Origin of the sequence: Xenorhabdus santafensis, from assembly GCF_033949405.1 — a bacterium.
GTDB classification, from domain to species: domain Bacteria; phylum Pseudomonadota; class Gammaproteobacteria; order Enterobacterales; family Enterobacteriaceae; genus Xenorhabdus; species Xenorhabdus santafensis.
Genome location: NZ_VCDN01000092.1, coordinates 1 through 13094, shown reverse-complemented (window position 1 = coordinate 13094; position 13094 = coordinate 1). Strand labels below are relative to the sequence as shown.

The window sequence follows — 13094 nt, the reverse complement described above, 5'->3', positions numbered from 1 at the left end:
CTTACCGGGCAGAATAAGTTCTGTACTGTTCTATCGAGTATTACTTTATCCGCCGACAGAAATACGTTTCATATCAGTCATATAACCACGCAATGTATGGCCGATGATTTCAATTGGGTGATTACGGATGGCTTCATTCACATCGCGTAACTGAGCATTATCGATGCCCCGATCTGCAACGGGTTTACCTAAATCCCCTGCTTGCAGGGTCGCCATAAATTTTTCTTTCAGCAACGGAACCGCAACATGAGAGAACAGATAGTTGCCATATTCCGCAGTATCAGAAATAACCACATTCATCTCATACAAACGCTTACGGGCAATCGTATTGGCTATCAGCGGCAGTTCATGCAACGACTCATAATAAGCAGACTCTTCAATGATGCCGGAATCTATCATCGTTTCAAATGCCAGCTCAACTCCAGCCTTCGCCATAGCGACCATCAGTACGCCGTGATCGAAGTATTCCTGCTCACCAATGTGACCATTGTATTCAGGATAATTTTCGAATGATGTTCTGCCGGTTTCTTCACGCCAAGTCAGCAAGTTTTTGTCATCATTCGCCCAGTCAGCCATCATTGTGGAAGAAAATTCACCGGAAATGATATCATCCATATGTTTCTGGAACAGCGGTGCCATAATGGTTTTCAACTGCTCTGAAAGCGCATAAGCACGCAATTTCGCTGAATTGGAGAGACGATCCATCATCAACGTAATACCGCCCTGCTTCAAGGCTTCGGTAATGGTTTCCCAGCCAAACTGAATTAATTTTCCGGCATAGCCCGGTTCAGCGCCATCAGCAATCAATCGGTCATAACACAGCAAAGAACCCGCCTGTAACATGCCACACAGAATAGTTTGCTCCCCCATCAAATCAGATTTAACTTCTGCGACGAAAGATGATTCCAGAACACCAGCACGATGACCACCTGTCGCAGCAGCCCATGCTTTCGCGATAGCCATTCCTTCACCTTTGGTATCATTTTCTGGGTGCACAGCAATCAGGGTTGGAACACCAAACCCACGTTTGTATTCTTCGCGGACTTCCGTACCCGGGCATTTAGGGGCAACCATCACAACAGTGATGTCTTTGCGTATCTGCTCTCCCACTTCAACAATGTTGAAACCGTGGGAATAGCCCAACGCGGCACCTTCTTTCATCAGGGGCTGCACAGCCTGAACAACTGATGAGTGCTGTTTGTCTGGCGTTAAATTGATAACCAAATCGGCCTGTGGAATTAACTCTTCATAGGTGCCGACCTTGAAGCCGTTTTCCGTTGCCTTGCGCCATGAAGCACGTTTTTCTTCAATTGCTTCTTTACGCAACGCATAAGAAATGTCTAAACCAGAATCGCGCATATTCAAGCCCTGGTTTAGTCCTTGAGCACCACAGCCAACAATCACTACCTTCTTGTTTTTTAAATACCCTGCCTCGTCAGCAAATTCTTCCCGCGTCATGAAACGGCATTTGCCTAATTGCGCCAATTGCTGGCGTAAATTCAACGTATTAAAATAGTTAGCCATGGTGACTCCGATATAATTATGTGTGATGTCGTGTTTGCATAGAACCAATATATGACATGTACGCCATTGCTTAAATTGATATATTAACAAGACTACATTGCAGTTTATGAAACAAGTCTTCCCATACACACAAGTTTCTAAGCAAAAGGTTTACACGCGATGGATCTACGTGATTTAAAACTGTTTTTACACCTTGCAGAAAGTTGCCATTTTGGGCGAACAGCCAAGGCCATGCATGTCAGCCCATCGACACTTTCACGCCAAATCCAACGTCTTGAAGAGTTATTGGGGCATTCACTTTTTCTGCGGGATAATCGGACAGTGAAATTAACTCCCGCTGGTGAACAACTTAAACAATTTGCTCAACAAACTCTCCTGCAATATACGCAGCTAAGGCATTCGTTAAACCACCAAGCCCCTTCATTGACAGGAGAACTTCGCCTGTTTTGTTCCGTCACTGCCGCATATAGTCATCTTCCGCAAGTATTGGATAAATTCAGGGCTGAACATCCTTTGGTGGAAATTAAACTGACAACCGGAGATGCCGCAGATGCCGTTGATAGAGTTCAATCCAATGATGCTGATTTAGGTATCGCAGGCAAGCCGGAGAAACTGCCTGATAATGTCCGTTTCACCAAAATCGGGGAAATTCCGCTGGTATTGATTGCCCCGACTTTGCCCTGTGCTGTGAAAACGCTCGCCACACAGGAATCCCCCGATTGGAATCAAATACCTTTTATCCTGCCTGAACATGGCCCTTCTCGCACACGAATTGAACTTTGGTTTCGGCGGAATAAAATCCTGCATCCCATGATTTACGCAACCGTCTCCGGTCATGAAGCGATTGTTTCCATGGTGGCATTAGGTTGCGGGATTGCCCTTATCCCAGCGGTTGTGGTCGAAAATAGCCCTGAGCCCGTACGTAACCGTATCTCTTTGTTGGATATTTCACTGGTCGAACCGTTTGAATTAGGCGTTTGTGCATTGAATAAACGTTTAAATGAGCCTTTGATTAAAGCATTTTGGGAACTGCTGTAATCCGCAGTTCATTGGAACTCTCTGGCTATAAGTCTCTATATGCATATGCGGCGAAAAATAGCCCCAGAAAAGAGCTATTTTTCGGCTTGTTATAAAAACAAGTAATTAAGAACGGATGTTTAAGAACTGCTGATTAAGTCAAAAATAATTTAAACGAAGGATTATCTGTTTCATCATGATATTCGTAACCCAGCTCGTCCAAATGGCGATCAAAGCGCAATTCCGGCTCAGAAAGTTCAAAAGCAGCCAGTACACGGCCATAATCCGTACCGTGACTACGATAATGAAATAAAGTGATATTCCAATGTGCGCCCAGTGTCTGTAAAAATTTCAGCAACGCGCCCGGAGATTCAGGAAAAGCAAAACTGAACAACCGCTCCTGCAATGGCTTGGATGGCCTGCCACCTATCATGTAACGAACATGCAGTTTTGCCATTTCATCATCGGTAAAATCAGCGACCTGATAACCCGATGCTTTCAACTCTTCGATTATTTCACACCGTTCGACATATCCACGGCTTAATCGAATACCAACAAAAATACAGGCTTTACTTGGATCAGTGGCATCCGAATAACGATAACTGAATTCAGTTACCACACGGGAACCCAATACTTGGCAAAAGTGCAGGAAACTGCCCTTTTGTTCCGGAATGGTCACCGCCAACAACGCCTCTCGCTGTTCGCCCAGTTCGCAACGCTCTGAAACATAACGTAAACCATGAAAATTCACATTGGCGCCAGAAAGAATGTGTGCCAACCGCTCCCCCTGAATCTGGTGTTGCTGGACATATTTCTTCAATCCTGCCAATGCCAAGGCGCCGGAAGGTTCCGCAATCGCCCTGACATCCTCAAAAATGTCTTTCACCGCGGCACAAATAGCATCGCTGTCTACCGTGATGACATCATCAACATACTGCTGGCATAAACGAAATGTTTCATCGCCGATGCGTTTCACCGCCACCCCTTCCGCAAATAAGCCAACTCTGGGCAAATCAACGGGGCGGCCAGCTGCCAAAGCCGCTTTCAAGCAAGCGGAATCTTCAGCTTCCACACCAATGACTTTCATCTCAGGAACCAGCTGTTTGATGAGAACGGCAACACCTGCAATCAATCCACCCCCACCAACGGGCACAAAGATACGATCAAGGTGAACATCCTGCTGCAATAGTTCCATCGCCAATGTTGCCTGACCTGCAATCACTGCGGGGTGGTCAAAAGGGGGGATAAAGGTGTAACCCTGCTCTTTTGCCATTTCGATCGCTTTTGCTTTCGCTTCGTCGAAATTTGCGCCGTGTAACAAAACATTGCCGCCAAAGCTGCGAACCGCATCGACTTTAATATCTGCCGTTGCTGTTGGCATCACGACGGTTGCTTTCACACCGACTTTATTCGCGGACAACGCAACACCTTGCGCGTGATTGCCCGCTGAAGCTGTAATCACTCCCCTGTTTTTTTGATCTTCCGTCAAGCCAGCAATCATCGCGTATGCACCACGCAATTTAAAACTGTGTACCAACTGACGATCTTCCCGTTTTACTAAAATCGTATTATTTAAACGAGAAGAAATTTTTTGCATTCCCTGCAGTGGCGTAACTTGAACGACGTCATACACAGGCGCACTCAATGCAGCCTTAAGATATTCCGCCCCATTCGGCTCTGTATTAAGAGAATAAACCGCCACAATCAGTACCCCAGCTTGGTTTTATCACGCACTGCGCCTTTGTCAGCGCTGGTTGCCAACGAAGCATAGGCACGTAATGCAAAAGAAACCTGACGCTGCCGCGAATGAGGCGTCCACGCTTTCTCTCCGCGCGATAATTCAGCCTGCGTGCGTTCAGCCAGTTCAGTTTCGGCAACATCCAACTGTATTTTACGGTTTGGAATATCAATATCGATGATATCGCCATCTTGAATCAATCCAATCAAACCGCCATTCGCCGCTTCAGGAGAAACGTGACCGATGGAAAGACCCGATGTGCCTCCTGAAAAACGTCCATCGGTGATCAACGCACAACTTTTGCCCAAGCCCATCGATTTCAGGTAAGTCGTCGGGTAAAGCATTTCTTGCATTCCGGGGCCACCTTTCGGGCCTTCATAGCGAATGACAACCACATCTCCTGCCACCACTTTTCCACCCAAGATAGCATTGACGGCATCGTCCTGACTTTCATAGACTTTAGCCGGCCCCCGGAAAGTCAAGCTGCCTTCATCAACCCCTGCCGTTTTTACAATGCAACCGTCCACTGCGATGTTGCCAGACAGAACCGCCAAGCCCCCATCCTGACTGTATGCATGTGCATATTCACGGATGCATCCTTCCTTGCGATCGTCATCCAATGTTGGCCAGCGGCAATCCTGCGAGAAGGCTTGGGTAGTGCGTATACCCGCAGGCCCCGCAGCATACATGCTCTTCACACTTTCATCTGCTGTTAGCATGATGTCGTACTGCATCAAGGTCTGCGATAAATCCAATCCCAGAATATTTTTCACATTGCGATGCAAAAGCCCTGCACGATCCAATTCACCAAGGATGCCAATTACACCACCAGCACGATGTACATCTTCCATATGATATTTTTGAGTGCTCGGTGCAACTTTGCAGAGGTGAGGAACCTGACGGGAAAGACGGTCAATGTCTGCCATGGTGAAATCAATTTCGCCTTCCTGTGCTGCGGCGAGCAAATGCAGAACAGTATTCGTAGAACCACCCATCGCGATATCTAATGTCATGGCATTTTCAAATGCCGCTTTAGTCGCAATACTGCGAGGTAAGGCGCTGTCATCATTTTTTTCGTAATAACGCTTGGTTAACTCGACAATACGCTTACCTGCATTGATAAACAGGCTCTTGCGATCCGCATGTGTCGCAAGCAATGAACCATTGCCCGGTTGCGAAAGCCCAAGCGCTTCAGTCAGACAGTTCATTGAGTTAGCCGTGAACATGCCAGAACAGGAGCCACAAGTAGGGCAAGCAGAACGTTCGATCTGATCACTTTGCTCATCACTGACGTTTGGATTAGCCCCTTGGATCATGGCATCGACTAAATCCAGCTTGATGATTTGATCAGATAAACGTGTTTTACCCGCTTCCATTGGGCCACCGGAAACAAAGATCACCGGAATATTCAACCGCAGAGATGCCATTAACATCCCCGGCGTTATTTTGTCGCAGTTGGAAATACACACCATGGCATCAGCACAGTGGGCATTGACCATATATTCAACCGAATCCGCAATCAACTCGCGCGAAGGCAGCGAATAAAGCATGCCTCCATGCCCCATCGCGATGCCATCATCAACGGCGATGGTATTGAACTCTTTTGCAACTCCCCCTGCTGCCTCAATTTGTTCTGCCACCAATTTGCCGAGATCGCGCAAATGTACATGCCCCGGCACAAATTGAGTGAATGAATTAACAACAGCGATAATGGGCTTTCCAAAATCTGCATCAGTCATTCCCGTAGCTCGCCATAAAGCACGGGCACCTGCCATATTACGGCCATGTGTCGTCGTGGCAGAACGGTATTTAGGCATTGCTTTTACTCCCATGTCTGTCTTATCTAATTAACTTCACAACCAGAACAGGCGGGGAACAGCCGCCCGTTGGATTTTATATTTTTTATTAAGGGTTAACTGGATCCAGCCAGCCCCATTTATCTTCTGTCGTACCATCAAAGAGGCCAAAGAACGCACTTTGGATTTTTTTGGTGATAGGGCCACATTTGCCAATGCCAACTTGAATCCCATCGACACTGCGAACCGGTGTGATTTCCGCAGCCGTGCCGGTCATAAAGACCTCATCAGCCAAATAAAGCGATTCGCGAGAAAGTGTCTGCTCACGCACTTCCAGCCCCAGATCCTGAGCCAGTTTAATTATTGCATCGCGCGTGATCCCCGGCAGGGCTGATGAAGTAAACGGAGGTGTAAACAGAACCCCGTCTTTCACTTCAAATAGGTTTTCACCAGCACCTTCTGAAATATGACCATGAATATCCAGTGCAATCCCTTCCTGATAGCCATGGCGTCGGGCTTCACTTCCCACCAGCAAGGATGAAAGATAATTTCCTCCAGCTTTTGCCCCCGTCGGGATCGTATTTGCCGCAACGCGGTTCCATGAAGAAACCATTGCATCAACACCTTGATCCAACGCATCTTCACCAAGATAAGTTCCCCAAGGAAAGGCGGCAATAATAACGTCTGTTTTATAACCCGCTGGAGGGTTAACACCCATGCCAACATCACCAATAAAGACCAATGGGCGAATGTAAGCACTGGATAATTTGTTTTTACGAAGAGTTTCACGACACGCTTCCATCAGTTCATCGACACTATATGTCACCGGGAAACGATAAATCTTGGCTGAGTCACGCAAGCGCTGCATATGTTCACGATGGCGAAACACAACGGGCCCTTTGTGAGAGTCATAGCAACGAATGCCCTCAAATACCGAAGTACCATAATGTAAGGCATGGGACATTACGTGAACTTTTGCTTCTGCCCAAGGCACCATTTCCCCATTGAACCAGATGTAATCAGCTTGCTTTGTCATTCTCAGTTTTCCTTCAATTGCGCATTATGCGCTTATCAATTGTGATTTTTTGTGCTTGATCTCAACGCCTGCAACATCGACCAATTTCATCAGTTGAGAAAAAAGTAAATTAACAGGGCGCTGGCTGGATACTGTCAGCTCGATACTTACATTATCACTATCTTCGGCATGATCCATATTCAATGCGCATATCTGAAATCCACGATGGCGAGTAACTCTCAGAATTCTTTCCAAAATTTCAGGACAAAATCTTGCCTGAATGGCCAGTTGATGTTGCATCATAATGACTTCTCCAACATAGTTGCGTTGCTTGAACCCGGGGGCACCAGCGGCCAAACATTTTCTAATTCATCGATGGATACATGTAACAAATACGCACCCTTACTGTTAAACAAAGCATCCAAGGCATCGTCCACCTGCGATTTATCGGTAATGTGTTGCCCAGGAATATCGAAGGCTTGTGCCAGCGCAATAAAATCAGGGTTATCAGTTAAGATTGTCTCGCTATAACGTTTTTCAAAAAACAATTCTTGCCACTGACGAACCATTCCCAGGCGTTGGTTATCCAATAAGATCATTTTGACCGGCAACTGCTTACGCTTGATTGTGCCTAATTCCTGAACATTCATCATGAAAGAACCGTCACCGGATATGCAGATAACCATATCTTCCGGACGCGCCATTTGTGCGCCAATCGCTGCGGGAATACCAAACCCCATCGTGCCCAATCCGCTTGAGGTGATGAAATTCTCCGGCTGGCTAAATGTCATGTGTTGAGCAGTCCACATCTGATGTTGCCCGACATCGGTTGTAATGATGGTATTCGAGGATGAACGGTCAGAAATTTGTTTCAACAGCAACGGCGCATAAATGCTTTCGCCTTGATAGTCATAGCGACATACGTGTTCATTTTTTAATTGTTTTACTTCTTCCTGCCAGTCCTGAATTGACAAAGTTTGCTGTAATTGGGGCAGTAATGTTTTTAAATCACCTAATAACGAAATATGCGTTTGGCGTAATTTATTAAATTCAGCAGGATCAATGTCTAAATGAATGACCTTGGCATTGGGTGCAAACGTATTCAGCTTCCCTGTCACACGATCATCAAAACGTGCACCAGCAGCAATTAACAAATCACAAGATTGAACAGCAAAGTTGGCGGCTTTAGAACCATGCATCCCCAACATGCCCAAATAGCACTCATGGTCACAATCCGCAGCTCCCAACCCTTTTAATGTGGAAACAACCGGCATTCCTGTCTCGGCAACAAAATGGCGTAATTCGGGAACAGCGCCGGACATCCCAACGCCTCCGCCTACGTATAAAACAGGTTTCTGAGAGGAGGCCAACAAATCGCGGGCTTGTTCCAATTCTCTCTGCGGAAGAGGTAAGTTTTGAGGTGTCGGTATCAGGTACGGGGCAAAATCTCCCTGAGCTAATTGGATATCTTTCGGAAAATCAATCAAAACAGGCCCGGGGCGATCATTCATGGCAACACTGAAAGCATCAGCCATAACTTGGGGTATTTTTTCTACCGAATCGATAAGAAAGCTATGTTTCGTACACGAAAGGGACATTCCCAAGATATCAATTTCCTGAAAGGCATCCGTTCCGATAAGTTCAGTGCCAACCTGACCAGTGATAGCGATAACAGGAACAGAATCCAGCAGGGCGTCAGCCAATCCGGTGATTAAATTTGTCGCGCCAGGGCCTGAAGTTGCAATACAAACGCCAGGCTTACCACTTGCCCTTGCATAGCCGATTGCTGCTATAACAGCCCCCTGTTCATGGCGGCATAATATGTGGTCAATTCCACCGTCATACAGAGCATCATAAACGGGCATAATAGCCCCACCAGGATACCCGAAAACTTTTTCAATCCCCTGCTCTCGTAATGCTGCGATAAGTGATTGTGCCCCGTTCATTGTGCCCCCATTGCATTCAGCCTGTGTTTGCTTGTTGTGACGTATTCGTTATGTTTGTTTTTGTTTGCATGCCAGAGTGCTAAAAAAAACCCCCGCGCCTTTCGGTGCGGGGGTTTTTTGAAATCTGGCGACTTTTTGTCTGTCTAAGCCTTCCTTCGTCCAAGTGCAGCCCCGCACGGTGGGATAATAATCACCACCACACTCACAATAATTAGGCTAATCACTAGGACAAATGCGTTCATAATTTAGTTCGTTCTGCTTCTCATGCTTGACGTATATTTAAGAGTTATCACTTTCTATGAACATTGACAATAATTATTTTTTATTTTTTCGTAACAAAATTATTTTATTTATACTTTTCATTCAGATAGATATTAAAGCAGATTTATCTGCTTTAATGGGCTCAGTTTACATGTAGAAAAATAGCTATCTATCTGTTTAATAAAATTATTAATAAATAAAATCACAAAAAAACCATTGAATCATCTGTCTGTTGATGGCGCAGTATCAAACATAATCGAAATCGATAATGTTGACTAATAGTTATTATTATTAATAATATTAGATTACAAGATATATAATAATTATTAATATTTAAAAGATAATTACTATAACTATTGGTATCATTAAGAAGTCGATATAATTTGTTATTTTCTAGCGTTTGTTTATCTGATTATTCATAAATAACATTGAGTTATTATTTAATCAGAGTAAAGACATAAACCTCAAAATAACCGTAAGAATAAATACTTTTACGAATCGCTTCGCAAAATAACATCAAGAGACTTTTTATTATTTTTTATCGATTCATGATATTTGCTTTCTTGCTAAGGAGAGCATCATGGCACTCGCCGTCATTCATACACGGGCAACAATTGGCATTGACTCCCCTATTGTTACGATAGAAGCCCATATCAGTAATGGGCTGCCTGGCCTGACCCTTGTTGGTTTACCTGAAACTACCGTTAAAGAAGCCCGAGATCGAGTCAGAAGTGCATTGTTAAACAGCGGTTTTACTTATCCACCCAAAAGGATCACGGTGAATTTAGCCCCGGCAGACCTTCCAAAAGAAGGCGGAAGATATGATCTGCCTATTGCTATCGCGATATTGGCAGCATCGGAGCAAATCTCGACAGAAAAGCTGCAAAATTACGAATTTTTAGGTGAGTTAGCGCTTTCTGGCGAAATACGGCGAGTGACAGGAGCCATCCCGGCAGCCTTGAGTGCCAAAAGAGCCGAGAGGCAGCTGATCCTCTCTTCAGAAAACAAAACCGAACTGGCTATTTTGTCCCAAAATGAAGTATTGCTGGCCGAGCATTTGTTGCAGGTCTGCTATTTCCTGCAAGGAAAAGATGCCCAATTATCCTCCCCCCCACCGATTGAATTACAGGCTGAACCATCTATTTTGGATATGCAGGATATCATTGGGCAGGAACAAGCCAAGCGGGCATTGGAAATAACTGCTGCTGGAGGACATAACCTTCTGCTACTCGGCCCTCCGGGAACAGGTAAAACCATGCTGGCCAGTCGCTTATGCCATCTACTGCCACCATTAACGCATCAGGAGGCTCTGGAGGTCGCTGCGATCAATAGCCTTGTCGGATACTCAATTACCCCGCAAAAATGGCATATACGCCCATTTAGAGCCCCTCATCATAGTTCATCAATGGCAGCCCTTGTTGGAGGAGGTTCAATACCAAAACCTGGCGAGATTTCTCTTGCGCATAATGGGGTATTGTTTCTGGATGAATTACCCGAATTCAATCGCAGTGTTCTTGATGCATTACGTGAGCCTCTAGAGTCTGGCGAAATAGTCATATCCCGAGCAAAGGCAAAAGTCTGCTTCCCTGCTCAAGTTCAGCTTATCGCAGCAATGAACCCTAGCCCAACAGGCTATCATCAAGGTTTGCATAACCGAAGCAGTCCACAACAAGTATTACGCTATCTTTCCAAGCTTTCCGGGCCTTTTTTAGATCGTTTTGACCTTTCGATTGAAGTTCCTCTGCTTCCTCCTGGTACGCTGAGTCAATCATCAATAAAACATGGAGAAAGTAGCCACGAAATCAAAAAACGAGTACAGACCGCCAGAAAAGTACAAATCGAACGTTGCGGGCATGTTAATGCTTGCCTCAACAGCAAACAAACTGAAAGCATTTGCAAACTAAAGGCAGAAGATGCCGTTTTTCTGGAGAATACCTTATTAAAACTAGGGTTATCTATACGGGCCTGGCACCGGATACTCAAAGTTTCCCGAACTATTGCTGACCTAAAAGGCCAAAAAGAAATAGAAAAACCAGATATTATGGAGGCACTAAGCTATAGAAGTATAGATAGGCTACTTATTCAGCTACAAAAACAAGCCGGATAAATAAGAAAGGGGCTTTCGCCCCTCTAGATAGATCATTAATATCAAATGATGGTATTAATCATCAGTATCGGTATAGTCCTCAGAAGAATCTATTTGTGGTTTTCCGCCGGAAAGAGTATGAAAACGTTTTGGACGGCTGATCTTTGCCAAATACTTAGCCCATACTTTTTCCTCCGTCGTCACCGGAGCACGTTCACCGCGGCAGACCGCAACAAACAGTTTTTCTTCTTCTGTTTGAGGTTCACGTTTACCAAGATCCAATTCATTAAACGCATACCCATGGCGTTCTAATAATTGGGCTTCTTTGATGGTGAAATCACCATGACGGGAAAATCCACGTGGATAATGTTTATTATCAAAAAAACGATTAGTCGTGATGAAGCTTTCAGCCATCTGACACACTCCTAACTCTAATGTCATACTAATTATGGCGCGGAGTATTAGGGAGGCTTGACATTCTGTAAAACAAAATATTTAAATCTTAACGACAAAAACTATTGGAGATGCATGTGGACACTGAATTACTGAAAACCTTTTTGGAAGTCAGTAAGACTCGTCACTTTGGTCGGGCAGCTGAATCGCTCTATTTAACACAATCCGCTGTTAGCTTTCGGATCCGCCAACTAGAAAATCAGTTGGGCACCAATTTATTCACACGGCATCGTAATAACATCCGCCTGACTGCGGCCGGAGAGCGCCTTGTTCCCTATGCAGAGTCACTAATGAATACTTGGCAATTAGCCAAGAAAGAGATCAACTATGTTGCCCAACACACCGAACTCTCTATTGGCTCGACTGCATCACTATGGGAAGGTTACCTAACTTCTTGGCTGAATACGTTTTATCAATTCCATCAAGAAACAAGAATCGAGTCATTGGTGTCTACACGTCAATCACTGGTCAAGCAGTTGCATTCTCGTGAATTAGATCTTTTGATTACCACAGAGCCCCCCAAAATGGATGAGTTCCAAAGTCAGTTGATCGGTAACATTCAGCTGGTTTTATCAACGACACAGCATAACCTTGAAAAGGGTATTGAAAATTACATCAAATTAGAGTGGGGAGCTGACTTCCATCACCAAGAGCAACAAATTTTAAAGAATGAACACCCGCCTATCATCACAACCACATCAGCACATATCGCCAGAGAATTATTGGACAGTGTAAATGCGACAACATTTCTTCCCGTCCACTGGCAGGAAGAATATCCTAAGCTCATAGCTTCACCTAATGCTGGGTTAATAGAACGGCCATTATATGCTGTATGGCTGCAAAATAGTGACCAACAAGCCCTTATCCAACAACTCATAAAAATTCCTGTCGAAAAAGCGCCTATGAAGCTCTGAGGACAATGCTTTTGATAAAAAGAGGCTACTACCTGTTCGCATATGTAGGATAGAAAAAGTAGTGTCTATGGAAATGTGATATCTACAGGAAAGGTAGGTCTAGATCGCCAACAGAAATATATTGAAGATCAGTAAATAACGAGGATATTGGGTGAGAAAAACAGAAATAAGAAAAAACCCAGCTAAAATTAGCTGGGCTATTAATCTGAAAGCTATATCAATTATTACTTAGTTGTTAACTGGCAGGGGCGGAGAGACTCGAACTCCCAACACCCGGTTTTGGAGACCGGTGCTCTACCAATTGAACTACGCCCCTAAATAACGGTGGCGGTGCGGACGGGACT

The 13094-nt window shown here is 44.9% G+C and carries 11 protein-coding genes and 1 tRNA gene; 3 read left to right on the top strand and 9 right to left on the bottom strand.

All coding sequences use genetic code 11. The features are described 5' to 3' along the window. Window positions 1-45: 45 nt before the first annotated feature. Complete coding sequence (gene ilvC, locus FE392_RS17070) at window positions 46-1524, bottom strand: ketol-acid reductoisomerase (RefSeq protein ID WP_319931398.1); 1479 nt, start codon at window positions 1522-1524, stop codon at window positions 46-48. A 159-nt stretch (window positions 1525-1683) separates the two neighbouring features. On the opposite strand from ilvC, the gene ilvY reads away from it, so the two are divergent. Then, the gene (ilvY, locus tag FE392_RS17065; protein WP_319931397.1) at window positions 1684-2562 is read left to right on the top strand and encodes an HTH-type transcriptional activator IlvY; all 879 of its coding nucleotides are present in this window, start codon (window positions 1684-1686) and stop codon (window positions 2560-2562) included. A gap of 133 nt (window positions 2563-2695) precedes the next feature. On the opposite strand, the gene ilvA is transcribed toward ilvY, so the two are convergent. The 6 genes from ilvA to ilvL form a co-directional block, all read right to left on the bottom strand. Continuing rightward, window positions 2696-4243 (bottom strand): threonine ammonia-lyase, biosynthetic, encoded by a 1548-nt coding sequence (ilvA, locus tag FE392_RS17060; RefSeq protein ID WP_319931396.1) that lies wholly within the window; start codon window positions 4241-4243, stop codon window positions 2696-2698. Window positions 4244-4245: 2 nt separating this feature from the next. Continuing rightward, complete coding sequence (gene ilvD / locus FE392_RS17055; protein WP_319931395.1) at window positions 4246-6096, bottom strand: dihydroxy-acid dehydratase; 1851 nt, start codon at window positions 6094-6096, stop codon at window positions 4246-4248. A gap of 88 nt (window positions 6097-6184) precedes the next feature. Continuing rightward, complete coding sequence (locus FE392_RS17050; RefSeq protein WP_319931394.1) at window positions 6185-7111, bottom strand: branched-chain amino acid transaminase; 927 nt, start codon at window positions 7109-7111, stop codon at window positions 6185-6187. A gap of 24 nt (window positions 7112-7135) precedes the next feature. Further along, a complete protein-coding gene (ilvM, locus tag FE392_RS17045) occupies window positions 7136-7393 on the bottom strand; it encodes an acetolactate synthase 2 small subunit (protein ID WP_319931393.1) in 258 nt (85 codons plus the stop codon). Next, complete coding sequence (gene ilvG, locus FE392_RS17040; RefSeq protein ID WP_319931392.1) at window positions 7390-9036, bottom strand: acetolactate synthase 2 catalytic subunit; 1647 nt, start codon at window positions 9034-9036, stop codon at window positions 7390-7392. The genes ilvM and ilvG overlap by 4 nt, the downstream gene beginning before the upstream one ends. 143 nt (window positions 9037-9179) lie before the next feature. Further along, the gene (gene ilvL, locus FE392_RS17035; protein WP_071822532.1) at window positions 9180-9278 is read right to left on the bottom strand and encodes an ilv operon leader peptide; all 99 of its coding nucleotides are present in this window, start codon (window positions 9276-9278) and stop codon (window positions 9180-9182) included. A 599-nt stretch (window positions 9279-9877) separates the two neighbouring features. Between ilvL and FE392_RS17030 the strand changes: the two genes are divergently transcribed. Further along, window positions 9878-11404 carry a YifB family Mg chelatase-like AAA ATPase gene (locus FE392_RS17030; RefSeq protein WP_319931391.1) on the top strand — a complete coding sequence of 509 codons (1527 nt, stop codon included), beginning with the start codon at window positions 9878-9880 and terminating at the stop codon, window positions 11402-11404. 54 nt (window positions 11405-11458) lie between these two features. Here the strand turns inward: FE392_RS17030 and FE392_RS17025 are convergent, their stop codons facing one another. Further along, a complete protein-coding gene (locus FE392_RS17025) occupies window positions 11459-11797 on the bottom strand; it encodes a MaoP family protein (protein ID WP_319931390.1) in 339 nt (112 codons plus the stop codon). A 116-nt stretch (window positions 11798-11913) separates the two neighbouring features. On the opposite strand from FE392_RS17025, the gene hdfR reads away from it, so the two are divergent. Then, entirely contained in the window at window positions 11914-12750 is an 837-nt protein-coding gene (hdfR, locus tag FE392_RS17020) for an HTH-type transcriptional regulator HdfR (RefSeq protein ID WP_319931389.1), read from the top strand. Window positions 12751-12990: 240 nt separating this feature from the next. Here the strand turns inward: hdfR and FE392_RS17015 are convergent. Continuing rightward, window positions 12991-13066 (bottom strand) — tRNA-Trp (locus tag FE392_RS17015). Window positions 13067-13094: the final 28 nt, after the last annotated feature.